Source organism: Tsuneonella flava, from assembly GCF_002870965.1.
GTDB classification, from domain to species: Bacteria; Pseudomonadota; Alphaproteobacteria; order Sphingomonadales; family Sphingomonadaceae; genus Tsuneonella; species Tsuneonella flava.
The window spans coordinates 574465-598233 of the sequence record NZ_PHSO01000004.1; the positions used below are offsets into that span (position 1 = coordinate 574465).

General features: G+C 62.6%; 22 protein-coding genes and 2 tRNA genes. 13 read left to right on the plus strand and 11 right to left on the minus strand.

The annotated features are described in order from the left end of the window. Window positions 1–16: 16 nt before the first annotated feature. Window positions 17–997 (minus strand): asparaginase, encoded by a 981-nt coding sequence (locus CV013_RS06390; protein WP_102154400.1) that lies wholly within the window; start codon window positions 995–997, stop codon window positions 17–19. 62 nt (window positions 998–1059) lie between these two features. Here CV013_RS06390 and CV013_RS06395 point away from each other — a divergent pair. Next, window positions 1060–1135, plus strand: a tRNA-Val gene (locus CV013_RS06395). 27 nt (window positions 1136–1162) lie between these two features. Further along, window positions 1163–2431 (plus strand): FAD-dependent oxidoreductase, encoded by a 1269-nt coding sequence (locus tag CV013_RS06400; RefSeq protein ID WP_102154401.1) that lies wholly within the window; start codon window positions 1163–1165, stop codon window positions 2429–2431. Here the strand turns inward: CV013_RS06400 and CV013_RS06405 are convergent. Continuing rightward, window positions 2368–2949, minus strand: a complete 582-nt coding sequence (locus tag CV013_RS06405; protein ID WP_223805266.1) for a TlpA family protein disulfide reductase — start codon at window positions 2947–2949, stop codon at window positions 2368–2370. The two genes, CV013_RS06400 and CV013_RS06405, sit on opposite strands and share 64 nt — an antisense overlap. A gap of 13 nt (window positions 2950–2962) precedes the next feature. Between CV013_RS06405 and argH the strand changes: the two genes are divergently transcribed. The 4 genes from argH (at window position 2963) to CV013_RS06425 (ending at window position 6700) form a co-directional block, all read left to right on the plus strand. Further along, window positions 2963–4339, plus strand: coding sequence for an argininosuccinate lyase (gene argH / locus CV013_RS06410; protein ID WP_102154403.1), 1377 nt, complete (start codon window positions 2963–2965; stop codon window positions 4337–4339). Further along, a complete protein-coding gene (locus tag CV013_RS06415) occupies window positions 4339–4584 on the plus strand; it encodes a lipoprotein (protein WP_102154404.1) in 246 nt (81 codons plus the stop codon). Before argH ends, CV013_RS06415 begins: the two co-directional genes overlap by 1 nt. Before the next feature lie 80 nt (window positions 4585–4664). After that, the gene (gene lysA / locus CV013_RS06420; protein WP_102154405.1) at window positions 4665–5927 is read left to right on the plus strand and encodes a diaminopimelate decarboxylase; all 1263 of its coding nucleotides are present in this window, start codon (window positions 4665–4667) and stop codon (window positions 5925–5927) included. Further along, window positions 5924–6700: a precorrin-2 dehydrogenase/sirohydrochlorin ferrochelatase family protein gene (locus tag CV013_RS06425; protein WP_102154406.1), complete on the plus strand. Its 777-nt coding sequence runs from the start codon at window positions 5924–5926 to the stop codon at window positions 6698–6700. Before lysA ends, CV013_RS06425 begins: the two co-directional genes overlap by 4 nt. 24 nt (window positions 6701–6724) lie before the next feature. On the opposite strand, the gene CV013_RS06430 is transcribed toward CV013_RS06425, so the two are convergent. The 3 genes from CV013_RS06430 to CV013_RS06440 form a co-directional block, all read right to left on the minus strand. Continuing rightward, on the minus strand, window positions 6725–7699 hold the full coding sequence (locus CV013_RS06430; protein ID WP_223805265.1) for a winged helix DNA-binding protein: 975 nt from the start codon (window positions 7697–7699) through the stop codon (window positions 6725–6727). Window positions 7700–7768: 69 nt separating this feature from the next. After that, entirely contained in the window at window positions 7769–8290 is a 522-nt protein-coding gene (locus CV013_RS06435) for a L,D-transpeptidase family protein (RefSeq protein ID WP_102154407.1), read from the minus strand. Then, window positions 8290–9579: an adenylosuccinate synthase gene (locus CV013_RS06440; protein WP_102154580.1), complete on the minus strand. Its 1290-nt coding sequence runs from the start codon at window positions 9577–9579 to the stop codon at window positions 8290–8292. The genes CV013_RS06435 and CV013_RS06440 overlap by 1 nt, the downstream gene beginning before the upstream one ends. 123 nt (window positions 9580–9702) lie before the next feature. On the opposite strand from CV013_RS06440, the gene CV013_RS06445 reads away from it, so the two are divergent. Continuing rightward, on the plus strand, window positions 9703–10518 hold the full coding sequence (locus CV013_RS06445; protein ID WP_102154408.1) for an aldo/keto reductase: 816 nt from the start codon (window positions 9703–9705) through the stop codon (window positions 10516–10518). 100 nt (window positions 10519–10618) lie between these two features. Here CV013_RS06445 and CV013_RS06450 read toward each other — a convergent pair whose 3' ends face one another. Next, complete coding sequence (locus tag CV013_RS06450; protein WP_102154409.1) at window positions 10619–11056, minus strand: acyl carrier protein; 438 nt, start codon at window positions 11054–11056, stop codon at window positions 10619–10621. A gap of 229 nt (window positions 11057–11285) precedes the next feature. Between CV013_RS06450 and CV013_RS06455 the strand changes: the two genes are divergently transcribed. Next, window positions 11286–12353 carry a DUF5694 domain-containing protein gene (locus CV013_RS06455; protein ID WP_102154410.1) on the plus strand — a complete coding sequence of 356 codons (1068 nt, stop codon included), beginning with the start codon at window positions 11286–11288 and terminating at the stop codon, window positions 12351–12353. Window positions 12354–12381: 28 nt separating this feature from the next. On the opposite strand, the gene CV013_RS06460 is transcribed toward CV013_RS06455, so the two are convergent. The 3 genes from CV013_RS06460 to CV013_RS06470 form a co-directional block, all read right to left on the minus strand. Further along, entirely contained in the window at window positions 12382–13494 is a 1113-nt protein-coding gene (locus CV013_RS06460; protein WP_102154411.1) for an ATP phosphoribosyltransferase regulatory subunit, read from the minus strand. Window positions 13495–13693: 199 nt separating this feature from the next. Continuing rightward, window positions 13694–15277, minus strand: coding sequence for a phosphoglycerate dehydrogenase (serA, locus tag CV013_RS06465; protein WP_102154412.1), 1584 nt, complete (start codon window positions 15275–15277; stop codon window positions 13694–13696). 127 nt (window positions 15278–15404) lie between these two features. Then, complete coding sequence (locus tag CV013_RS06470; RefSeq protein ID WP_102154413.1) at window positions 15405–16568, minus strand: phosphoserine transaminase; 1164 nt, start codon at window positions 16566–16568, stop codon at window positions 15405–15407. 184 nt (window positions 16569–16752) lie between these two features. Between CV013_RS06470 and CV013_RS06475 the strand changes: the two genes are divergently transcribed. Next, window positions 16753–17910: a glycosyltransferase family 4 protein gene (locus tag CV013_RS06475; RefSeq protein WP_102154414.1), complete on the plus strand. Its 1158-nt coding sequence runs from the start codon at window positions 16753–16755 to the stop codon at window positions 17908–17910. A gap of 647 nt (window positions 17911–18557) precedes the next feature. On the opposite strand, the gene CV013_RS06480 is transcribed toward CV013_RS06475, so the two are convergent. Together CV013_RS06480 and CV013_RS06485 are read right to left on the minus strand one after the other, a co-directional pair. Continuing rightward, on the minus strand, window positions 18558–18881 hold the full coding sequence (locus tag CV013_RS06480; protein ID WP_102154415.1) for a DUF2218 domain-containing protein: 324 nt from the start codon (window positions 18879–18881) through the stop codon (window positions 18558–18560). Next, complete coding sequence (locus CV013_RS06485) at window positions 18878–19513, minus strand: PadR family transcriptional regulator (RefSeq protein WP_223805264.1); 636 nt, start codon at window positions 19511–19513, stop codon at window positions 18878–18880. Before CV013_RS06485 ends, CV013_RS06480 begins: the two co-directional genes overlap by 4 nt. Before the next feature lie 102 nt (window positions 19514–19615). Here CV013_RS06485 and CV013_RS06490 point away from each other — a divergent pair, with 102 nt between their 5' ends. The 4 genes from CV013_RS06490 to CV013_RS06505 all read left to right on the plus strand — a co-directional run bounded on the left by CV013_RS06490 (window position 19616) and on the right by CV013_RS06505 (window position 23723). Beyond that, window positions 19616–20935 carry a replication-associated recombination protein A gene (locus CV013_RS06490; protein WP_102154417.1) on the plus strand — a complete coding sequence of 440 codons (1320 nt, stop codon included), beginning with the start codon at window positions 19616–19618 and terminating at the stop codon, window positions 20933–20935. Beyond that, window positions 20932–21822, plus strand: coding sequence for a hypothetical protein (locus CV013_RS06495; RefSeq protein WP_102154418.1), 891 nt, complete (start codon window positions 20932–20934; stop codon window positions 21820–21822). Before CV013_RS06490 ends, CV013_RS06495 begins: the two co-directional genes overlap by 4 nt. 36 nt (window positions 21823–21858) lie before the next feature. Next, window positions 21859–23586 carry a DUF885 domain-containing protein gene (locus CV013_RS06500; protein WP_102154419.1) on the plus strand — a complete coding sequence of 576 codons (1728 nt, stop codon included), beginning with the start codon at window positions 21859–21861 and terminating at the stop codon, window positions 23584–23586. Between the two features lie 61 nt (window positions 23587–23647). Continuing rightward, window positions 23648–23723 (plus strand) — tRNA-Thr (locus CV013_RS06505). Window positions 23724–23769: the final 46 nt, after the last annotated feature.

Genomic DNA, 23769 nt, shown 5'->3' on the forward strand with positions numbered 1-23769 from the left:
CGCCTTCCGGCGGCGATCAGCGTCGGTCGAATTCGGCCTGCATCGCCGCCCGGTCGCTCACCCCACTGGCCAGCAGGAGCTGGAGCAGGATGCGCGCCTTGGGCGGGTTGAGGGCGCGGGCGGCGAGGAAGCCGTTGGCATCATCTTCCGGCTCGCGGTCGACCAGCCCTTCGTCGATCCGGCTGGCGCGCACTACCGCCACGCCGCGCGCCACCAGTTCGCGCAAAGGCTGGCGCAGGGGATCGGGCATATTGCCTTCCCCCACTCCGGCGACGACCACCCCGCGTGTGTCGGGGCCGGTCAGGCGGCCGACATATTCCGGCTCGATCCCCGCCCAGATCGGCAGGATCGGCACTTCGGGCCATTCCCGTGGCCAGTCGAATCGCGCCGCGTCGCCCGTGCGCCAGGGCGCACCGAACCAGTCGAGCGCGGACGGCGTGACCAGGCCGATCGATTCGCGGGGAAATCCGCGAAACGCATCGGTGCCGCGGGTGCGAACCTTCCGCACATCCCGCGCGGCGAACACCCGGTCGCCCATCACCACCAGTACCCCGCGCCCCGCCGCATCCGGATTACCGGCGACGCGGACGGCATTGGCGAGGTTTCGCAAGCCGTCCGAGCCAACCGCATCGGCTGGCCGCATCGCGCCAACCATCACCACCGGCTTGGCCGTGGGCAATGTCAGATCGAGCAGGAGCGCAGTCTCCTCCACAGTGTCGGTGCCGTGGGTGATGATAATGCCATCGACCGCCGGGTCCGCGATCGCCGCCACTGTCGCCTTATGGAGCGGCGACCACACCGCCGGCCCAATATCTTCCGAGCCGATATTGGCGATCTGTACGCCCGACAGCGCCGCGCCCATATCCAATGCCGCCGCCGCTGCCAGCAAATCATCGATTCCGATCTGACCCGGCACATAGGCGTGACGTGTGGCCGATCCCGCCTTTCCGGCGATGGTTCCGCCTGTGGCCAGTACCCTGATGCACGGATTTTTCATGCCAAGGCGCCTAGCCCGATTGACCTCTGCCGCCAAGCAGCTAGAAGCGCGCAACCCGGATGGGGCGGTTAGCTCAGTTGGTAGAGCATCTCGTTTACACCGAGAGGGTCGGCGGTTCGAGCCCGTCACCGCCCACCATTTCGACCCGCAGCGAGAGAATCGCGCTTGTCACCCTACAGAATCGCTATCGCCGGATGCGGCCCCGCCGGACTTGCCGCGGCGCTGCTGCTTACCCGCGATGGGCACCGTGTCGAACTGTTCGAACGCTTCGCGGCTCCGCGCCCGCTCGGCTCCGGCCTGATGATCCAGCCGACGGGGCTGGCGGTGCTGGAACAGCTCGGTCTTGCCGGTGAGGTCGTTGCTCACGGCGCCCGAATCACCCGCCTCAAAGGGATCAACGAACGCGGGCGCATCGCGCTCGATGCACGCTACGCCGACCTCGGAATACCGGGTATCTTCGGTCTCGGCATCCATCGCGCCAGCCTGTTCGACATCCTCTATCGCGCAGTCAACGATGCCGGAATTCGCATTCACAGCGGGTGTGAAGTGACGGCATGCTCCTCTTTCGGCCCGACGCATCGCATGACCTTCACAGATGGCCAGCAGAGCGAAGCGTTCGATCTGATCGTCGATGCACTCGGCATCCATTCGCCATTGATGGCCGATTCGGTCGAACCACTGCCCTACGGGGCGCTATGGACGACTGTAACATGGCCCGAAGGTGGTCCGTTCGATGAAAGCCTTCTCGAACAGCGCTATCGCAAAGCACACCAGATGGTCGGTGTGCTGCCAACCGGTCACCGCCCCTCCGGTGGCACGAAAGAGGCGGCCTTCTTCTGGTCGCTGCGCCGCGCCGATTACGCTGCCTGGCGTTCCGCGGGCCTCGATCAATGGAAAGACGATGTGCGAGAGCTGTGGCCGGATTGCGCGATCTTGCTCGACCAGATCGCACACGCCGATCAACTCACCTTCGCCCGCTATGCCCATCGAACCGCTGCCAATCCGCCCCAAGACGGGATAGTGAGAATCGGTGACGCATGGCATTGCGCCAGCCCGCAACTGGGTCAGGGCGCCAACATGGCGCTACTCGACGCATGGGCTATCGCAGCGGGATTGCGCGAAGGCAGCTCGCTGTCAGAAGGGGTGCGACTGGCTCTCAGCTGGCGAAGCGATCATGTGCGGCTATACCAATGGCTGACCGCCGCATTCACGCCCCTTTATCAGTCCGACGCAGCGATGCCCGCCGCGATCCGTGACCGGGTTCTCGCCCCGCTGGCGCGAATCTGGCCGATCTCGCGCATTCAGGCGCTGCTCGTTGGCGGGCTGTTCGGTGGTGCCCTCGCCCCGCTGGGCCTGCCGATGCCAGACTATCAGGTGGCCGGTTCGACCGCTTCATCCACCAATGCATGCGCTTCCGGGCTCGACCAGTCATAGCCGCCCACGACACGGGCGATTTCCGTGCCGGTCGAATCATACAGCACCGTAGTGGGCAGAACTCCGCCGCCGAATTTGGTGGACAGTTCGGTTTCAGTATCCAGCCAAGGCTGAAGATGTTTGAACTTCTCCTTCGCAAAGAAGGGTTTGACGACTTCCGCACCCTGCAAATCCTGGCTCACCGTAATCACCCTTAGTTTGCCCTCATACTCGCCCGCCAGATCGTCGAGCATTGGCATCTCTGTCACGCACGGCGCGCACCATGTCGCCCATAGGTTTATCAGAACCGGCTGGCCCGACAGCGCACCGGTGTTGAGTTGCTTACCCGCCGGATCGAGCAGGTTCACCGCAGGCAGCAATTCGCCCGCACGGGTACGGTCGATCTTGCCGGTGAGCGGCGCAGGCTCGGTCTTTGCGGGCTGTTCTTGCGGCTGAGCCGGTTCCTCCTTACTGCACGCGCCAAGCAGCGCAGTGGAAAGAAGCAGAGTGAACGACAGTTTCGACAACGGAAGTGACAACGGGGCAAACTCCATGTGGGGCGGGCGCTTCGCAGAAGGGCCTAGCGCGATCATGCGCGAAATCAACGCTTCGATCCCATTCGATAAGGCGTTGTGGCAACAGGACATCGCCGCCAGCAAGGCGCATGTCGCCATGCTCGCCGCGCAAGACATCGTTACTGCGGCAGACGCGGAAACGATCGCCAGCGGGCTGGATCGCGTCGCGCAGGAATATGCCGACAACGGCGTTCCAGAAGACTGGGATCTCGAAGACATCCACATGACAACCGAAAGCCGACTTGCCGAACTGATCGGCCCGGCAGCGGGACGGCTGCACACCGCGCGCAGCCGCAACGATCAGGTGGCAACCGATTTCCGCCTGTGGGTACGGCAAGCCATCGATCAGGCCGACGCCGGGCTGGCTGCGCTGCAACGCGCGCTGGTGACGCGGGCGGAGGAACATGCCGCGTCGATCATGCCGGGTTTCACTCACTTGCAAACCGCTCAGCCGGTGACGCTGGGCCATCATCTGATGGCATATTACGAAATGATCCGGCGCGATCGCAGCCGGTTTGCCGATGCACGGGTGCGGATGAACGAAAGCCCGCTCGGCTCCGCTGCACTGGCGGGCACCGGCTTCCCCATCGACCGCGAGGCCACCGCCAAAACGCTTGGTTTTGACCGCCCCACCGCCAACAGCCTCGATGCCGTGTCAGACCGCGACTTTGCGCTCGATTACCTGCAAGCGGCGGCGCAGACATCGCTCCACCTCAGCCGTCTGGCGGAAGAGATGATCCTGTGGGCCAGCCAGCCATTCGGCTTCGTGAAAATGCCCGATACGCTGAGCACTGGCAGCAGCATCATGCCGCAGAAGAAAAACCCCGATGCAGCGGAACTTGTACGTGGGCATTCAGGCCGGATCGTAGGTTGCCTGACCGCGCTGACGGTGACGATGAAGGGCCTTCCGCTGGCCTATTCGAAAGACATGCAGGACGACAAGCCGCCTGTATTCGAAGCCGCCGGATTGCTGGCGCTGTCGATTGCCGCGATGACTGGCATGGTGGCCGACAGCACCTTCGTGACCGCACGTATGCGGCAGGCGGCTGAACTGGGTTATGCCACGGCAACCGATCTGGCCGACTGGCTGGTGCGGCAGGCCGATATCCCCTTCCGCGAGGCGCACCACATCACCGGTGCCGCAGTCAAGCTGGCGGAAAGCAAGGGTGTGGCATTGGAAGCGCTGACGATGGAAGACCTGCAGGCAATCGACAGCCGCATCGACGAACGGGTGTACGATGCACTCTCGGTCGAAAGCTCTGTCGCCGCCCGTGCCAGCTATGGCGGAACAGCGCCCGAACAGGTACAACGGCAGGTATCCGCTGCTCGCAAGCTGCTGGAGATGGAGGGGTAATGCGTAAACTCGCCACTATTTCCGCGCTCGCCGGGCTAGCTCTGCTTTCTGGATGCGGCCAGAAAACGGACTTGAAGCCGCTGGCGAAGCAGACTTTACCTCCGGCCCCGTATGGCGCCAAATCGCAGCCCGATGCGGGTCAGTTGCTAACGCCCGATGCTCAGGCCGCGCCCAAGCGTTCGGTCGAGCTACGCGAACGGAGTGAGGAGCGGCAGGACGATCCCTTCGATCTGCCACCACAATGATCGGAAATAACCGGCGCTAAGCCGTGCGATAGTACGACTTGATGGACAGTCGGTGCTTTGCGAGGCAAAGGCGCTGATCGATGGACCATTTTCAGCTTCGCAACGGCGCGATGTACGCCGAAGACTTCCCCCTTTCCCGCATTGCGGAGGAAGTTGGCACGCCCGTCTATGTCTATTCACGCGCGACGCTGGAACGCCACGCTCAGGTATTCCGCGAAGGTCTGTCAGGCGTAAAGAACCCGCACATCGCCTTCGCGGTGAAGTCGAACCCCAATATCGCGGTGCTGAAAGTGCTGCAGAAGCAGGGTTACGGTGCTGACGTTGTCAGTGGCGGCGAACTCACCCGCGCACTGGCCGCCGGAATGGCACCGGAAACGATCGTGTTTTCCGGGGTCGGCAAAACCCATGCAGAATTGCTGCAAGGGCTGGAAGCCGACATCGGCCAGTTCAACATCGAATCCGAGGAAGAGGGATACGAACTGGCGATGGTCGCGCGGCGGCACGGATTCGTCGCCAATTGTGCGCTGCGGGTGAACCCCGACGTCGACGCCCGGACCCACGAGAAAATCTCCACTGGAAAGCGGGAAAACAAGTTTGGCGTTCCGCTCGACCGTACCGCTGCGATCTTCGCTGCGCTTTCGGAAGAAGAAGGGCTGAACCTGCGCGGCGTGGCAGTGCATATCGGCAGCCAGCTTTCCTCTCTCGAACCGCTGGAAACCGCGTTCGAGAAACTGGGCGCTCTGATTGCCGAGCTGCGCGCTGCCGGACACACTATCACGCACGCCGATCTCGGAGGCGGGCTGGGTGTGCCGTACAAGGCAGACGATGTCATGCCCTCCCCCGCCGAATACGGCGCAATGGTTGCGCGCGTGACGGCAGGCTGGGATGTTCAGCTTAGCTTCGAACCGGGCCGGGTGATCGCTGGCAATGCCGGTATCCTGCTCACCCGTGTCGTCCGCACGAAACGGAGCGGGAACGGGCCACCGTTCGTGATCGTCGATGCCGCGATGAACGATCTTGCCCGCCCCGCCATGTACGGTGCGTGGCACGATTTTGTGGCGGTTGAACCAACCGGTGAACGGATCACGTCGCATGTCGTCGGGCCAATCTGCGAAACCGGCGATACCTTCGCAATGGATCGGGAGATCGACTCGCTCGCTCCGGGCGACCTGGCCGTGTTCCGCACCGCGGGCGCATATGGCGCGACGATGGCATCGGGTTACAACAGCCGGGGCTTCGTGCCAGAAGTTCTGGTGGATGGCGACAAGTTCGCCGTGGTGGCAGAACGTATTCCGCCGGAAACCATGATCGAAGCCGAAAAGGTGCCAGACTGGCTGGCATGAACAGCCTGCCGCTCTTCCACCGGATCGCCGGCCAGCGGGTCGTGGTGGTGGGTAATGGCGACGCTGCAGATGCCAAGCGCCGTCTGGTGGAACGGGCTGGAGGCATCCCCTGCGGCGAACCGGAAGCGCACCATGCCCGGCTCGCGTTTATCGCGCTGGACGATGATCGTCAGGCCGCCGCTGTCGCCATACGACTGAGGACCAAAGGTCTGCTGGTCAATGTGACCGACCGCCCCGCAATGTGCGACTTCACAGTACCGAGCGTGCTCGATCGCGATCCGGTACTGATCGCTATCGGCACCGGCGGTGCCTCTGCCGGGCTGGCCAAGCATCTGCGCCTGCGGATCGAAGCGATCCTTCCGCCTGCACTCGGACAACTGGCGGCAAAGCTGAATGCGGTGCGCGATGTCATTCGCCAGCGGTTTCCCGACATGGCCGAGCGACGGCGCGCAATCGATGCCGCGTTATCCGAAGGTGGCCCGCTCGACCCATTGCGCGGCGATGCGGCCGAGCGGGTGGATAGCTGGCTGGCAGCAAACCACAGCGCAGTGGATGCGCGGACCGTCGAAATCGCTCTGACCAGCGACGATCCCGATGACCTGACCTTGCGCCAGGCCCGCTGGCTGGGTGTGGCCGATGTCGTGCTTCACGATGCGGCGGTATCCTCCGAGATACTCGCCCGTGCCCGCGCCGATGCCGTGCGAAAAGAAATCGGGGCCGATATTCTGCCAGCAGGTGATGACGGTTTAACCGTCGTTCTGCGCTGTCCCTGACAGCACACCTGTGCTTGTTCTGGTTCAGATAACCGTCGCCGCAGCTTTTCCCAATTCGGCAAAATAACGCGCCATCGCGTCCGCAGCGCGATCGGAAATCGCAATAAACGCGCGCCTGCGATCGGCATCATCCTGCACCCGAACTAACAGGCCCGCCTCCGTCATCTGCGCGATCCAGCGCAAGGCGGTGGTTGGCGGAACATTGCTGGCGATGCACAGGCTGGTCACCGAAACCCGCTTGTGTTCCGCCCGCGCGGCAGTCAGATCCAGCAGAATATCCCACGCCGGATCCGCGAACAGATCGTCACCAAAATATCGGAAACGTTGTTTTCGCATGGCGATGATCTGGCGCACGAGGCGAGGATCGGGCAACGCCGGGCGCGAAATGCGGTGCGCCCTGTCATTCTGCGGGGTTTCCGGCTTGAACGGATCACTTGGCGATTCAAGACGTGCCACACTGGAAGTCTGCAACAACTTGCCTGCACTCAGGCTGTCCAGACGCGCAGCAATCCGGGCCACCTGTTCCGACATCTGGAGCAAAGTCAGCCGATCGTCGCCAGTCAGTTCGCACACGCGCATGGCAGGAACTTTGGCCAAGGCAACCGACAAGGCAATTACGTGTTCGCCCGGAGTCGGATCGAGCAGTATCTGCGCCCCCGACTGATCGAGACATCCAAACACCGCGTCGAGCGCGTCTGTAGTCGTCCAGACCAGCAATTGCTTGCCCGCTTCCGCCACCACCATATCGAGTTGCGCCAGCGCGGCCAGAGTTCGGGCATCGGCGCGGGGACAGTCGAGAACGATCACATCGGCCAGCGCCCAGCCAGATGCATCGGCGGCGCAAGACTCTGGATCGAACGCGACCAATCGCGCGCCCACGACCTGTACATCGGCATAAACCTGCGCGCGAACATGGGGCCGCGCAGGCCCCACCGCCACCGATTGCTGCTCACTCTTCCCCGATTCGGGCATTACATAATTGAAATCGGTATGTTCCAACCGCGGCCTCCATTCATCGCCTGAACAAATGGAGAACATTGCAAAAGAGGTCAAGTCGCCAGCAGGGTACTAGGGATCAATCCGTATCTGGGTGCCATCGGGGATGGCGCGCCACAGCTCCTCTATTTCCGCGTTCGAGACAGCGATGCAGCCGTCGGTCCAGTCGCCCGGCATCCTGCCTGTCGGCAAGGAATTTGGCTGGCCATGAATGAAGATGTCACCGCCGGGTGACCGTCCATGCGCCCGCGCGAACGCGCGATCTTTCTCGTCCGGGTAAGAGATATGCAAGCTGAGGTGATAGGCGCTGCGCGGATTGCGCGTATCGACTGTATAGAGCCCTTCCGGCGTCCGCTCGTCGCCTTCGAACTGCTTGTGTCCAAACGGGGCATCACCGAACTGGAGACCGGTGTAGGTCTTCAATACCTTTCCCGCGGCATACAGCGTCAGCACTCTGTCCGATTTGTCGACCAGCACGAAATCGGCGCGCATGGCCTGTGGCGGTGGCTCCACCGGCACAGGCGCGCATGACGCGACCAGCGACAATACTGCCAGCAACGCGGAAGCCAGGATCGCTCCGCGCCGCACAGTCATCAATCGACGAACGGATCGCGCACGAGGATGGTGTCCTCGCGTTCGGGGCTGGTCGAAATCAGCGCCACCGGCGTTTCGATCAGTTCCTGCACCCGCTGGACATATTTGATCGCCTGCGCGGGCAGATCGGCCCAGCTGCGCGCCCCGGCGGTGGTTTCCTGCCACCCGTCCATTTCTTCGTAGATCGGCTCCACAGCGGCCTGGTCGGCGGCGTGGCTGGGGAAATAGTCCATGATCTTGCCGTTGAGGCGATAGCCGGTGCAGATCTTCACTTTCTCGAACCCGTCGAGCACGTCGAGCTTGGTCAGCGCGATACCGGTGACACCGCTGATTGCACAGGATTGACGCACCAGAACGGCATCGAACCAGCCACAGCGCCGCTTGCGGCCGGTGACAGTGCCGAATTCGTGGCCGTTTTCACCCAGTCGCTGCCCCACTTCGTCGTTCAGCTCGGTCGGGAACGGGCCGGATCCGACACGTGTGGTGTAGGCCTTGACGATGCCGAGAACGAATCCCGTGCTGCCCGGCCCCAGACCCGAACCCGCCGCCGCAGCGCCGCTGACCGTGTTGGAGCTGGTGACGAACGGATACGTACCGTGATCGACATCGAGGAGGACGCCCTGCGCCCCTTCGAACAATACCCGCGCACCGGCCTTGCGCACTTTCTTCAGGCGTTTCCACACCGGCTGTGCATATTGTAGCACGAACGGAGCGATTTCGCGCAATTCGTCGAGCAAAGCCTCCCGATCGACCGGGGGCTGATCGAAACCGGCGCGCAAGGCATCGTGGTGCGCGCACAGGCGGTCAAGCTGCGGCTCCAGCGCATCAAGGTGCGCCAGATCGCACACGCGGATCGCGCGGCGGCCAACTTTGTCTTCATAAGCCGGGCCAATCCCGCGACCGGTCGTGCCGATCTTGCCCGACCCTGCGGCGGTTTCGCGCAGGCCATCCAGATCGCGATGCAGCGGCAGGATCAGCGGGCAATTGTCCGCAATGGCGAAATTGTCGTCGCTAATCGTGACGCCCTGCCCTTCGAGCTTCTCGATCTCCGCCTTGAGCGCCCACGGGTCGAGCACGACACCGTTACCGATAATGCTGAGAGTGCCGGTGACGATCCCGCTCGGCAGCAGGCTCAGCTTGTAGGTCGTGTCGCCCACCACCAGCGTATGCCCAGCATTGTGGCCACCCTGAAAACGGACCACGGCATCCGCCCGGCTGGCCAGCCAGTCGACGATTTTGCCTTTGCCTTCATCGCCCCACTGGGCACCGATTACCGTTACATTGGCCACGTGGCATCCATCCATTGCTGCCGAACAAACGACCGCGGCGTTAGGCTGGCCGCGCAGCAAGGGCAAGCTGCATCGGCGGAAACATTGTGCAGCTTTACCATTGTATTGCCAAAGGAGACTTTCATGACCGACACCCCCACGCTGAAGTTCAACGATGGCCGCGCCATTCCGCAGCTAGGTTTTGGCACCTATCAGATCGACAACGACAAAGCCGCCGACGCTGTACGCACCGCGCTGGATGTCGGATATCGGCTGGTCGATACCGCTGCCATCTATGGCAATGAGGAAGGTGTTGGCGAAGGCTTGCAAGGCCAAGACGACATCTGGCTGACGACCAAAATCTGGAACGAGAGCCAGGGGTATGACCGCGCGCAACGGGCAATGGACAAATGCCTCTCACGCCTTGGCCGCGACAGTGTCGATCTGGTGCTGATCCACTGGCCCTGCCCGGACAAAGGGCTAGCGGTCGAAACCTGGAAGGCCCTGATCGAAATCCGCAAATCGGGGAAAGCCAAGTCGATCGGCGTGTCCAACTTTCGCAGCGCAGATCTGCACGACATCATCGAAGCAACCGGCGTGACCCCGGCGCTCAATCAGATTGAGCTGCACCCCTCTTTTCAGCAGCGCGCCTTGCGGGCGGAGCATGACGAGCTGGGTATTGTCACGCAAAGCTGGTCGCCGCTGGGCCAGGGCAAGGGGATCGACACCCCCGCTATCGCTGCCATTGCAAATGAAACCGGGCGCAATCCCGCTGCTGTGATCCTGCGCTGGCATCTGCAACACGGCCTGTGCACGATCCCCAAGGCATCGAGCCGCAACCACATCGCCGCCAATTTCGAGGCACTCGATTTCGAACTGAGCGCCGAACAGATGGCCCGCATCGATGCACTGGACGATGCAGACGGCCGCATCGGCCCCGACCCGTCGAAGTTCAGCTAGGCGGCGTGGACACAGTCGCCGGGTTCGATGAATGTCCACTCACCGGCATTCTGGTCTGGAAAGCTGTCTGTCAGAAATCGACCCAGAAGCGGATATTGCGCTAGTCCCGGCGCGGCCAAGCTCCTGCCTCCACAGCAGCAATCACTTGTGCGACTGTGATCGGCTGGATCCTGCCGGGTGGCCCCCAAGTCTTCATCACCCAAAGCCAGAGCGCGAGCAGGGCAACGGTAATTATGATTCCTCCTACCGCGCCCAGTCCAAAAAGACCGGCAGCCACGCCACCGACCACAGCGGCGGGCATGATGATGAGGCCATTCCAGCACGAAAAGCCTTCAGGACCAAAGTGATCGCTCCATCGCTCCTGTAGTGCTGTCAGGTCGGTCCCAAACCGCTCTTGCAATAATACGAAGAAGTCCGCGGCGTCATCGCCGTCCATTCCGAGATCCTGCAACAGGCGCGAAGACGCATCGATCTTGGCTGGCGCGAGACCACGCTCCTTCGCCAGCACCTCCACCACTTCGCTTGCTGCCCCGCTCATTCGTGCAAGCTACCCAGCTTGGGAGTGTAGGGCAACGCTACATCCGCTAGCCACCCCAATTACCGTCATAGCAAGCATACGAGGTTACGCCCTATAGCTGCCGGTCATTCACCGTGGAATTTGGCCACGCCGCCAAAGGCCCGCCTCCGGCCCGCACAGTCATCCAGTGCTTGACTGTATTATGCCTGCATGACACCATATCCCGGATCCTGTCTTCCGGAGAGAGCCCATGTCGTTTCTGTTGTCTCTGCTTGCCTCCGCTGCACCTGCTGCAACCACAGTTCCACCTCCGCCCGACCCCGTGACACTGGTCGATCGGGCAGCGGCCCGACGCGGAGATCGCAGCCATGTGCTGGTGCTGGGCACAGCACACCTTTCGACTCTGCCCAAGGATATGGATTTCACGCGCTTCGCCCCGCTGCTCGACCTGTTGGCGGCCTGGAAACCCCGGCAAATCGCGGTAGAATCGCTGTCCGGCGCGCAGTGCGATTACTTGCGAGCCTACGCATTTGCCTATCCTGAAACGGCGGAGGATTATTGTTTCGATCCAGCCCCGGCACGAACCGCGCTCGCCATCGATGGTGCCGATGCGGAACGAACCGTCCTCGAAATGCTTGCTCAGCCATCCCATTCGGCCGCTGACCGCAGGCGAATGGCAGGGCTGTTTCTGGCTATGGGAGAAGCGGACTCGGCTCTTCTCCAGTGGGAGCGTCTCCCTGAAGCCGACCGTCATGCGAGTGCAGAACTGCCGCAACCGCTGGTCGATATCCTCACCAAGCGCGCGGAGTCGCGCAATGAGAACGTAGTAATCGCCGTAGCGCTAGCCAAACGGCTCGGCCTCGAACGCATCTATCCGGTGGACGATCATACAGGCGACCGGGCCGCGCGCGTTGAAGACGGCAATACATACGGCCAGCAAATACAGGCAATCTGGGATTCGCCCGCCCTGACCGCCGCATCGAAAATCCGCGATGTGGAACGCTCGCAGATGCTGGCAGGCGGCGCGGTCGTGAACTGGTATCGCTTCCTCAACTCGCCTGCGTCGGCCAAAATGGCGGTAGAAACCGATTTCGCCGCCGCTGCCGGTTCGACAGAATACCCTGAAACCGGGCGCAACTATCTGGCATACTGGGAAACACGCAATTTACGGATGGTCGCCAATATCCGCGAGGTGGTGGGGCCAGATGGGCGCGTCCTGGCTATCGTAGGCGCCTCGCACAAACCGTTTTACGAACGATACCTTTCGATGACGAGCGACATCGTGATCGACGATACAGAACAGGTGCTGGCGGATTAGGCTCAGGACCGATTACTGGCGCCTGTGCCTAGCTGAGAGCAGCCGCCTCGCCCCCGTCCAGCCGGTGTGTACAGCCAAGCGCGGCGGGGTCTTCACCCTCTTCCAGCGCAGCCACGGTCCGCCAGCCAATCGCGCGCAGGCGGTCCGCCGTCGCAACATCGTGACCCATCGGCAAGTACAGCGTATCGCGGGCAGGCTGATCAGCAAGACTGCCGATCAGTGCATCAAGATAGAGCGAGAACCCGGTGGCGACCTCCTCGGTCCCCCCGATCCGGTACGTGCCGCCCCGGCCCAATGTGCCACGCACGCCATCGGCATAGAGTGTGAAACCGAACCACGACTGATATTCAAACCCGTGGCGCTCTGTCGGGTCGAGCGTGATCCGTGCCCGGTCGCCCACTTTCGCAGCAATCGCTTTCAACCCATCGATCCGGCTGGTCAACGAACCGCCCGCATCGATTTCGGACAGGCGGGCAATCGCCTCTTCAAACGGACCTGCGGCATAGAGCAACGGCAGATACGCTGCGCCGCCCACCGTTTTCAGGGCACCTGCATCCTTGCCATCGAGTTCGCGGCGCACGGCATCGACTTGCTCCGGGTCGAGCGGCAGTTCGGCCTGCGCCAGCGTATCGACCAGGTCGGGAAGCGTGAAATCGACACTGATCGCTGTCGCCCCGGCCGCTTTGAGAGCGGCAATCGCCACGGTGACCACCTCCGCTGCCGCCGCTACGCCATCGGCACCGACAAGTTCGGCCCCGAGTTGCAGGCGCTGGCGCGACGGATCGAGCTGGTCAGAGGAAATCGTTGCCGTTTCGCCAGCATAACAAAGGCGCAGCGGACGCGGGGCGTCTGCCAGGCTGGTCGCGGCAATGCGGCCCAGTTGCACCGTCATATCGCTTCGCAATGCCAGCATCCGCAGCGATGCCGGGTCGACGAAACGGAACATCCGCCGGGTCGCCACCCCGTCCATCCGTTCGGCCAGCGAGCGTTCGAATTCGATCAGCGGCGGCATCACCCGATCGTATCCATAGCTGTCCATCGCATCGAGCGCGGCCCGCCGCGCGCGCGAGATTGCCGCGGCGGATTTTTGCAGGCGGTCTTCCAGCCCCACGGGCAGCAGGTCGGTCGTCGGATCGGTCATTCGGCTCTGCCCCGCAAAGTAGCTGACAACAAACTTCTTACCTTCCCCTTAGAGCGGGAGAGGTCGCGGGTGGGTCTGTTAAGGCCTTGCAGCCCGGTTGAACAGGGCCCGCCGCGCAATCGCACTACGGCCTGCCCGCCCCACCCGCAGAAACGAGCGGAATAAATGGTGCCCGCCCCCTCGCAAGGGCGGGACACTCTCAGAATTCCAGCGCTTTGACGGTTTTGACGCCTTCCAGCCTGGAGGCCTTGTCGATCACATCCTGCGAGATTGCGGTATCGACGCTCAGCAGCAGCACCGCTTCCCCGCCCGTGTCGCGGCGACCGAGGTGGAATGTGCCAATGTTGATGCCGCTCTCACCCAGCAGCGTACCGATGCGGCCGATGAAACCGGGCGCGTCTTCATTGACGATGTAGAGCATATGCCCGGCCAGCTCGGCTTCGATCCCGATGCCGAAGATTTCGACCAGACGCGGGGTGTCGTTGCCGAACAGCGTACCGGCAACCGAGCGATCGCCCTGACTGGTACCGACCGTGACCCGCAGCAGAGTGTTAAACGCCCCTTCGCGCTGATGACGGATCGAGCGCACGTCCAGCCCGCGTTCCTTGGCGAGATAGGGCGCGTTGACCATGTTCACGGTGTCGGAATACTGCTTCATCAAACCGGCGAGCACAGCACCTTCGATCGGTTTGCCGTTCAGATCGGCCGCGGCACCTTCGCGTTCGATGCTAATCTGCGTCAGATTGCCGTGCGCCAGTTGCCCCACCAGACTGCCGAGGCTTTCGGCCAGCTTCATGTAAGGCTTGAGCTTGGGCGCTTCTTCGGCGCTGAGGCTCGGCATGTTGAGTGCGTTGGTCACGCCACCGTTGACGAGGAAGTCGGCCATCTGCTCGGCCACCTGCAAGGCGACATTGACTTGCGCTTCGGTCGTGCTCGCGCCCAGATGCGGGGTGCAGATGAAGTTCTTGGTGCCGAACAGCGGGCTGTCCTTCGCCGGCTCTTCGGCAAACACGTCGAGCCCGGCGCCTGCGATGTGGCCGCTTTCCAGCAGATCTTTCAGCGCACTTTCGTCGATCAGGCCGCCCCGCGCACAGTTGACGATGCGAACACCCGGCTTCGTCTTCTCCAGCCGCTCGCGGCTGAGGATGTTGCGCGTCTGGTCGGTCAGCGGAGTGTGCAGCGTGATGAAATCCGCCCGCTGGAGCAGGGTTTCCAGGTCGACCTTGTCGACGCCGATTTCGACCGCGCGTTCTTCGGTCAGGAACGGATCGTAAGCGACCACTTTCATCTTCAGGCCCAGCGCGCGGCTGGCGACGATCGTACCGATATTGCCCGCGCCGATCAGGCCCAGCGTCTTGCCGGTCAGTTCCACGCCCATAAACGCGCTCTTGGGCCATTCGCCCGCCTGCGTGCGGGTGTTGGCTTCGGGGATTTGGCGGGCGACAGCGAACATCATCGCAATGGCATGTTCGGCGGTCGTGATCGAGTTGCCGAACGGGGTGTTCATCACCACCACGCCCTTGCCGCTGGCGTAGGGGATATCGACGTTGTCCACGCCGATACCGGCACGGCCGATTACCTTGAGATTGGTTGCCGCGTCGAGCACGGCCTTGGTCACTTTGGTCGAGCTGCGGATCGCGAGCCCATCGTATTCACCGATGCGGGCGATCAGTTCTTCCGGGGTTTCACCGGTGATGACATCGACATCGCAGCCACGCTCTTCGAAAATGCGGGCGGCATTGGGGTCCATCTTGTCGGAGATAAGGACTTTAGGCTTGGTCATGATACAATTCCTGTGAAGGGCTCACCCGCATCGGGGTGCCACAAGCAACTGGGACATCGCGCAATTATGGCGCGAACAAATGCACGGGAGCCTGCCCCCAACCCACAGGCCGGGGGCAAAGGCAATGTCAGAGTGCGCCGGCCTTGGCCTGCTCGTAAGCCCACTCGATCCACGGCAGCAGACGCTTCACGTCTTCCTGCTCGACCGTGGCTCCGCACCATACGCGCAACGACGGCGGGGCATCGCGATAACCGTTGAAATCGTACCCGACATCGAGCTTTTCCAGCGTCGAGGCGATCTTCTTAGGCAGGGCCGCCTGATCTTCGGCCGACAGCGATTCGTACCAGTCGCCCTGGAACACGAAACACACACCGGTGTTGGTCCGCTGCGCCACATCAGGCACCATGTTGCGGACCCACGGGGTCGCTTCGATCCAGTCGGTCAGCACTTTCGCATTGGCATCGGCCCGCGCGAACAACGCCTGACGCCCGCCGAGTGCCTGCGCCCATTCGAGAGCGGCGATGTAATCTTCGGTCGCCAGCATCGACGGGGTGTTGATCGTCGCCCCTTCGAAAATGCCGCGATTGATCTTGCCGCCTTTTTTCAGGCGGAACAGCTTGGGCAGCGGCCATTCGGGATCGTAGCTTTCGATCCGTTCGATGGCCTTGGGGCTGAGGATCAGCATCCCATGCTGCGCTTCCGAACCCATCACCTTCTGCCACGAATAAGTCGTGGCATCGAGCTTGGCCCAATCCATTTCCTGCGCGAACACCGCACTGGTGGCATCGTTGATCGTCAGGCCGGTACGGTCGGCGTCGAGCCAGTCGGTATTGGGGATGCGCGCGCCGCTGGTGGTGCCGTTCCAGGTAAACACAACGTCGTTGTCCTGCGGAACCTGCGCGAAATCGGGCAGCATGCCGTAATCGGCTTCAAGCACCTGCAGCATCCTGAGCTTGAGTTGCTTGACCGCATCCTGAATCCAGACGTTGCCGAAGCTTTCCCAGGCAGCGACCGTGACCGGGCGATCATGGCCCAGCAGTGTCCACATCGCGCATTCAAGTGCGCCGGTGTCAGATGCGGGCATGATGCCGACGAGGTAGTCGTCGGGCACGCCGAGCATTTCCTTCGACAGATCGATCGCATATTTCAGACGCGACTTGCCGAGCGCGGAGCGATGCGAGCGCCCGAGCGATTCGGTCTTGATCTTGTCGAGGGACCAGCCCGGGAACTTTGCCGTGGGACCGGACGAAAAATAAGGGCGCTCAGGCTTGAGCGTCGGTTGTGCAGTCATGTATTCTCTCCTTACAGAGAGCACGCGCGGCGTTGGGACCGCGTGGCCCGCTGGCCGCACTAGAGTTGCGCGCAGCCAAGTCAAGCACGCATTAAAATTATGCGGTGAACGGGCTTCAGGTGCGGTTGAAAACATTGGCGAACTCGCTCTCGCCAAATGAACCGCAGGCGATTATGGCGCGCCGATGGACGTGACAGACCTACGCATCGCGCTGTTCAGCGGCAACTATGCCATGACGGTGGACGGCGCCAACAAGGCACTGAACCGGCTGGTGGAATACCTGCTGCGCCAGGGGGCGGCAGTGCGCGTCTATTCCCCCACAATCGACAACCCGCCGTTCGAACCGCAGGGCGAACTTGTCTCCCTACCCTCGCTCGCGATTCCCACCCGCAGCGAATATCGCGTACCGATGGGCATCAACGCAGCGGTGCGGCGCGATCTCGATGCGTTCAGGCCCAACGTGCTGCACATCTCCTCGCCCGATTTCAGCGCGCGCGAAGCGGCAAAGTGGGCGCGCGACCGGAATATTCCGGTGGTCGCCAGTGTACACACCCGGTTCGAAACCTACCCGCGATACTATCACCTCGGCTTCCTCGAACCCGCGGTGGAGGGGTGGCTGCGAAAACTCTATCGCCGCTGCGATGCGCTGATTACCCCGTCGCAGGGGATGATCGACACTTTGCGGCAGCAGGATATGAACGACGATATCGGGCTGTGGACCCGTGGGGTCGATCATGTCGTGTTCAATCCCGGCCGACGCGACAACGGCTGGCGCCAGTCGCTCGGCATTACCGACGATGAAATGGCCGTGGGTTTCCTTGGGCGCCTCGTGCTCGAAAAGGGTCTCGATATTTTCGGGGAGACTATCGTCGAACTGAAGAAGCGCGGTGTCCCGCACAAGGTGTTGATTATCGGTGATGGCCCTGCGCGCAAGGCATTTGCCGAACTGGTGCCCGATGCCTGTTTCGCCGGTTTCCAGAGCGGCAGCGATCTGGGCCGCGCGGTGGCGGGGATGGACGTGTTGCTCAACCCTTCGGTTACGGAAACGTTCGGTAACGTGACGCTGGAAGCGATGGCTTGCGGAGTACCTGTCGTCGCCGCGGACGCCACCGGTGCATCGAGCCTGGTGGACGACGGTGTGACCGGATACCTCGTTCCGCCGCGCGATGTGGCGGCCTATGCCGACAAGCTGCAAGCCTATGCCGAAGACCCCGCCCTGCGCCACGCCCACGGCGAGGCTGGCGCGAAGAGGGCCGAGGCGTTCGAGTGGGACGCGATCAATCAGGCGGTGGCCGATACCTATCTGCGGGTGCTGGCAGCGAAAGGGGCCGCTGCGGGCTAACGCGCGCTCTGCGGCACCGTCCGACTGTAACTGAACCGAACCCCGGCTCAGGGCCAACTCGTTAGCCAACCGCCCAGTCTGTCGTCGTTGCGAGGAGCCGCAGGCGACGTGGCAATCCATGGACCGCCCTTTGTCTCCATCACGACCGCCGCTATGGGCGGGGGCGTTGGGTGACAGTGTGTCACACGAAGACACGAAGACACGAAGGCACGGAGTGGGTTTGGTTCGGGGGTAAGGGGGCGCACTGCCGATGGTTGGCTAACACTATTGCGCGCAACCTCGCCCCCTCGTCATTGCGAGGAGCCGTAGGCGACGCGGCAATCCATGGGCCGCCCTCGCTCCCGTCACAACCGCCGCGATGGGCAGAACCGTCGCGCCATGGGTTGCTTCACTGTGTTCGCAATCACGAAAGGAAGGAGAGGCACAGCGCAGAACCGCCGCCCGTTTCCTACACCCGCCCCGGCGGCCATAACCGCGCGATGCGAGCGCCCCGTTCCACCCCCACCTACACCCTGTGGATAACGCATTTGGCGAAGTCCACAGTGGATCTCCGCAAAAGCGGCGCAACCCATGGGGATTGCGCCGCAAGTTGCGAAAAGTCACACTTTTCAGAACTCAAGGGAGCGGTCCATGTCTCCCCCGCTAAGTCAGCTATCGCGCCAGTCGAATGCGAGCGGCGCCTCGCGAAAGGCAAAGCGGTCGAGGTGGCGGGCCACCGCCCCTTTGAGCGCCTCCCGCTGTTCCGCTTCACTCGCATCGATAGTGCATTCAAGGGTGAGCGGAGTGGCGACGAATGTCACCACCCCGTCTCCCGCCCAGTTCGCTCCGCGCGCGTCCTTGGGAAACACCACCGTCCCGTGCTCCTTATCGAAGGTCACGGTCAGGTTGTGCTGCCAGTGCTTGCACAGCTGCTGGAGATACTTCGATCCATGTTCCGTCGGGACCGAAGCGCTAGCGATTGCTCTGCTCACAGACGCTCGATCCGCTTGGCCATCTCGTCGATCAGGTCGACGATCTGGTTGGTCGTGTCCGTATCGAGTTGCCCGGCGCGCGCGCGGTTCTTCAGGACCGTGCCCAGATTGCCCATCGCCCGTGCGATCTGTGGCGAGCGGCCCTGCTCACTCTGTTCGGCCAGCTTGCCCAGCCGTTCGAACAGCGCGGCGATCTCGTCTGCTTTGTCGGCCAGTTCGGCGCGCCCTTCGTCGGTGGCGAGGAATGCCTTGCGCGGGGTATCGTCACCCTGCTCTGCGATCAGGCCTTCGTCGGCCAGCATCTGCAATGTCGGATAGACCGCACCGGGACTGGGCGCATAGCTGCCGCCGGTCAGGTCCTCGATGGCCTTTATCAACTCGTATCCGTGACGCGGTTCGTCCGCGAGGAGTTTGAGCAATGCCAGTCGCAATTCGCCCTGCGCGAACATCCGCCCGCGCCGGTGGCGACCACGACCGCCAAAACGGCCACCTCCGCCGCCAAACGGCCCGTCGCGCCCAAATGGGCCGTCCTGACCGAACGGTCCCTCGCCCCCGAACGGTCCGCCGGGGCCGAACATGCGACCGAATTCGGCACCATTGCGCCGGCACCCATGTCTGTGGTGATGTCTCATAGTATAAGCTCCTTTCATGATGCATCAAGATATATCTTATAAAAGTCGATATACAAGACCCCCTCGCCAAAAAAGCGCCCTGCCCCTATCTCCCGTTCCGCAATGTCCGACCTGTTCGCCGCCGATCCGCCCCAAGGCACCGCCCCCGATGAACCGCGCGAGGATGCGCCGCTGGCCGATCGCCTGCGCCCGCGTTCGCTGAGCGAGGTAATCGGGCAGGAACATCTGACCGGGCCGGAAGGGCCGATCGGGCGGATGGTCGCAGCGGGCAAGCTGTCGAGCATGATTCTGTGGGGGCCGCCCGGCACCGGCAAGACCAGCACCGCACGCCTGCTGGCCGATGCCGTGGGGATGCGCTTCGAATCGGTCAGCGCGGTGTTTTCCGGGGTGGCCGACCTCAAGAAAGCCTTCGCCGCTGCCGATCGCGCAGCGGAAGCGGGGCAGCGTACTCTGTTGTTCGTGGACGAAATCCACCGCTTCAACCGCGCGCAGCAGGATGGCTTCCTGCCATTTGTTGAACGCGGCACGGTCACGCTGGTCGGCGCGACGACCGAGAACCCCAGCTTCGAACTCAACGCAGCATTGCTCAGCCGCGCGCAAGTGCTGATCCTCCACCGGCTCGATGCCGATGCGCTGGAGAAACTGCTGGCACGGGCCGAAGAACTCGAGGGCCCCCTGCCGCTGACAGACGACGCACGCGGAGCGCTGATCGCCAGCGCCGATGGCGACGGGCGCTTCCTGCTCAATCAGGCGGAAACGCTCTATTCGGCGCGGATAACCGAGCCGCTCGATCCCGCAGGCCTCGGCCAGTTCCTCCAGCGCCGCGTCGCGGTGTACGACAAGAACCGGGAGGGGCATTACAACCTCATCTCCGCGCTGCACAAATCGGTGCGCGGGTCCGATCCGCAGGCGGCGCTGTACTACCTCGCACGGATGCTGGTGGCGGGCGAAGACCCGCTGTTCGTGCTGCGGCGACTGGTGCGAATGGCAGTGGAGGATATCGGGCTGGCCGATCCGCAGGCCCTGCACCAATGCCTTGCCGCGAAGGACGCTTACGAATTCCTCGGCTCTCCGGAGGGGGAACTGGCCATAGCGCAGGCCTGCATCTACCTCGCCACTGCGCCCAAGTCGGTCGGTGCGTACAAGGCGCAGAAGGCCGCGTGGAAAAGCGCGAAAGAAACCGGCAGCCTGATGCCGCCACAGAACATCCTCAACGCCCCTACGAAGCTGATGAAGGATGTGGGATACGGCAAAGGCTACCAATACGATCCCGATACCGACGACGGCTTCTCCGGCGCCAATTACTGGCCGGAGGGAATGGAGCCGCAAACCTATTACGTGCCAGTCGAACGCGGGTTCGAACGCGAGATCAGGAAACGGCTCGATTACTGGGACAAATTGCGGCGAGAGCGTCAGGGGTGAGCGCACCGGGTCGGTTCAAACACTTCCTCGCCATCGACTGGTCGGGTGCAGTGGGCAAGCGGCAACCGGGCATCGCACTGGCGATTGCTCACGGCGATGGCGGGCCGCCGGTGCTGGTCGATCCGGGCCGCGGGTGGAGCCGCAGCGAGGTGCTGGCGGTCCTGCGCGATGTTCTGCCACCCGATACGCTGGTGGGGATGGACCTCGGCATCGCCCTGCCCTTTGCCGATGCGGGCGCGTTCTTCCCGGGGTGGGATCGCAGCCCAGCCGACGCCAAGAAACTGTGGGCATTGGTGGACGCAATCTGCGCGGAGGACGAGAACCTCGCCGCCAGCGCATTCGTCCGGCACCCCGAAGCGGCGCGATATTTCCGCCATTCGAAGGATCATGTGGGCGACCGGTTCCACTTGCCAGATGCCGCTACCCGAGAGGGGCGCTTCCGCCGGGCCGAACATGCCCAGCGCGCGCAAGGGGTGCGCCCCGTCAGCAACTTCAACCTCGTCGGCGCGGCGCAAGTGGGCAAGTCCACCTTGACAGGGATGCGGCTGCTCCACCACTTGCGCGGACATGTGCCGGTGTGGCCAGTCGATCCCCTCCCCGCGCATGGTTCGGTGATCGTCGAAATGTACACCACGATTGCCGCGCAAGGTGCCGGGGTGCGAAAAGGAACTAGCAAGATACGCACGGTGGAGGCGCTCAACGAAGCGCTGGCGCGGCTCGACTGCGCGCCGGTGCGAGGTAGCGGAGCGATTGACGATCATTCCTCCGATGCACTGGTCACCGCCGCATGGCTCCGCACTGTGGCACACGATCCAGGCTATTGGAATCCGACGGGTCTGACCCCGGAAATCGCCCGCACCGAAGGCTGGACGTTCGGTGCCCGCTAGGCCAGACTGCGCGGCACGACTCCTGAGGAGACTTCCATGAAACGCATCCTGCTTGCCGCCACCGCCAGCCTTGCGCTCGGCGCGTGTGCCACCGTGCCTGCCGACACAGCCGCCACCTCGCCCCCGCAAGCCGATGCGGCACAATCGTGGGATCGGTTCACACAAGCAACGGTGAAGCGAATGTTCGAAATCGACCCGGCCTTCGCGGTCTATCAGGGCGATCATGATTACGACGGCAAGCTGCCAGACTGGAGCGAGGCGGGGCTGAACGCACGCGCCGCTTTCCTGAAACAGACGATAGCCGCTGCCAATGCTTTCACCGGATTGAGCAAGGATCAGGCGTTCGAGCGCGACTATCTCGTGTCCGTCCTGCGCGGCCAGCTATTCTGGCTGACCGATGCCGATGCACCGCATACCAACCCCACCTGGTATATCGGCGGCGGGCTGGACCCCAACGTCTATGTCAGCCGCAACTATGCCGACAAGGCGACACGAATGAAGGCGATGATCGCCTTCTTCGATGGTATCCCCCGGGCCGCTGTTCAGATCCGCGCCAATCTCAAAACACCAATGCCCAAGAGCTTCGTCGATATGGGTATATCCGGTTTCGGCGGCTTCGCAGACTACTATAAAGGCGATGCCCGCGCCGCCTTCGCCGATGTCGATGACCCGGAGCTACAGGCTCAGTTCAAGGCATCTTCGGAAAAGGCATCGCAGGCAATGGCTGCCTTGCGTGACTGGATGATCGCTGAAAAACCGAAAGCGACGACCGATTTCGCCTTGGGCGCAGCGAAGTTCAGCCGCATGCTGAAGGCTACCGAACTGGTCGATATCCCACTGGATCAACTGGAGAAGGTTGCGCGCGACGATCTTGCCCGCAACCGGGCCGCTGTGAAAACCGCCTGTGCCGAATATGCCCCCGGCAAATCGGTGCCCGATTGCTTCGCCAGGATGAATGCGGACAAGCCCGCCGATGGCCCGGTGGCCGAAGCGCGCCGTCAGATCCCCGAACTGACAGCCTTTGTGAAGAGCCACGATCTGGTGACCATTCCGGGCACCGAACAGGCTCTGGTGGAAGAAAGCCCGCCGTACAACCGTCAGAACAGCGCCTATATCGATCCGCCGGGGCCGTTCGAGAAAGGCGTGCCGTCGATCTACTATATCTCCCCGCCCGATCCGGCGTGGTCGAAAGAAGTGCAGCAGGCCTATATCCCCGGAAAGGACGATCTGCTGTTCACTTCGGTTCACGAAGTCATGCCGGGGCATTTCGTGCAGTTCCTCCACTCCAACCGCTCGCCTTCGCTGATCGGGCGGCTGTTCGTCGGCTATGGCTTTGCCGAAGGGTGGGCGCATTATACCGAAGAGATGATGTGGGAGGCCGGGCTCGGCGCAGGCAAGCCGGAGGTACACATCGGCCAGCTCAGCAATGCGCTGCTGCGCGATTGCCGGTTCCTTTCCGCCATCGGCCTGCACACGCAGGGTATGACTCAGGAACAGTCGAAAAAACTGTTTATGGATCAATGCTATCAGGATGAAGGCAATGCCGCGCAACAGGCGGCACGCGGAACATATGATCCCGAATATCTCAACTACACGCTCAACAAACTGCTGATCCGCAAATTGCGTGACGACTGGACAGCAAGCCGTGGCGGGCGCGCTGCGTGGAAACAATTTCACGACACCTTCCTCAGCTATGGCGGGCCGCCCGTGCCACTGGTACGCCAGTCGATGATGGAAGAAAAAACGCCAAAGACGGTGTTCTGATCGCAAGACCCTCTGGACCTTTGCCGACGAGTACGGCAAAGGCCCACCGCCTACACGGCACGCCGGCTTAGCTCAGTTGGTAGAGCACCTGATTTGTAATCAGGGGGCCACGGGTTCGAATCCTGTAGCCGGCACCATTTTTCCTAATACATTTCATTCACTTAGATTACACACTCTTATCAG

What these genes read in the sequence shown, in the direction of transcription:
- argH (WP_102154403.1), top strand. Translation starts at nt 2,963, where the DNA reads ATGTGGGGCGGGCGCTTCGCAGAAGGGCCTAGCGCGATCATGCGCGAA.
- CV013_RS06475 (WP_102154414.1), top strand. Translation starts at nt 16,753, where the DNA reads ATGGACGTGACAGACCTACGCATCGCGCTGTTCAGCGGCAACTATGCC.
- CV013_RS06445 (WP_102154408.1), top strand. Translation starts at nt 9,703, where the DNA reads ATGACCGACACCCCCACGCTGAAGTTCAACGATGGCCGCGCCATTCCG.
- CV013_RS06435 (WP_102154407.1), bottom strand. Translation starts at nt 8,290, where the DNA reads ATGACTGTGCGGCGCGGAGCGATCCTGGCTTCCGCGTTGCTGGCAGTA.
- serA (WP_102154412.1), bottom strand. Translation starts at nt 15,277, where the DNA reads ATGACCAAGCCTAAAGTCCTTATCTCCGACAAGATGGACCCCAATGCC.
- CV013_RS06490 (WP_102154417.1), top strand. Translation starts at nt 19,616, where the DNA reads ATGTCCGACCTGTTCGCCGCCGATCCGCCCCAAGGCACCGCCCCCGAT.
- CV013_RS06500 (WP_102154419.1), top strand. Translation starts at nt 21,859, where the DNA reads ATGAAACGCATCCTGCTTGCCGCCACCGCCAGCCTTGCGCTCGGCGCG.
- CV013_RS06415 (WP_102154404.1), top strand. Translation starts at nt 4,339, where the DNA reads ATGCGTAAACTCGCCACTATTTCCGCGCTCGCCGGGCTAGCTCTGCTT.
- CV013_RS06425 (WP_102154406.1), top strand. Translation starts at nt 5,924, where the DNA reads ATGAACAGCCTGCCGCTCTTCCACCGGATCGCCGGCCAGCGGGTCGTG.
- lysA (WP_102154405.1), top strand. Translation starts at nt 4,665, where the DNA reads ATGGACCATTTTCAGCTTCGCAACGGCGCGATGTACGCCGAAGACTTC.
- CV013_RS06450 (WP_102154409.1), bottom strand. Translation starts at nt 11,056, where the DNA reads ATGAGCGGGGCAGCAAGCGAAGTGGTGGAGGTGCTGGCGAAGGAGCGT.
- CV013_RS06485 (WP_223805264.1), bottom strand. Translation starts at nt 19,513, where the DNA reads ATGAGACATCACCACAGACATGGGTGCCGGCGCAATGGTGCCGAATTC.
- CV013_RS06470 (WP_102154413.1), bottom strand. Translation starts at nt 16,568, where the DNA reads ATGACTGCACAACCGACGCTCAAGCCTGAGCGCCCTTATTTTTCGTCC.
- CV013_RS06455 (WP_102154410.1), top strand. Translation starts at nt 11,286, where the DNA reads ATGTCGTTTCTGTTGTCTCTGCTTGCCTCCGCTGCACCTGCTGCAACC.
- CV013_RS06390 (WP_102154400.1), bottom strand. Translation starts at nt 997, where the DNA reads ATGAAAAATCCGTGCATCAGGGTACTGGCCACAGGCGGAACCATCGCC.
- CV013_RS06460 (WP_102154411.1), bottom strand. Translation starts at nt 13,494, where the DNA reads ATGACCGATCCGACGACCGACCTGCTGCCCGTGGGGCTGGAAGACCGC.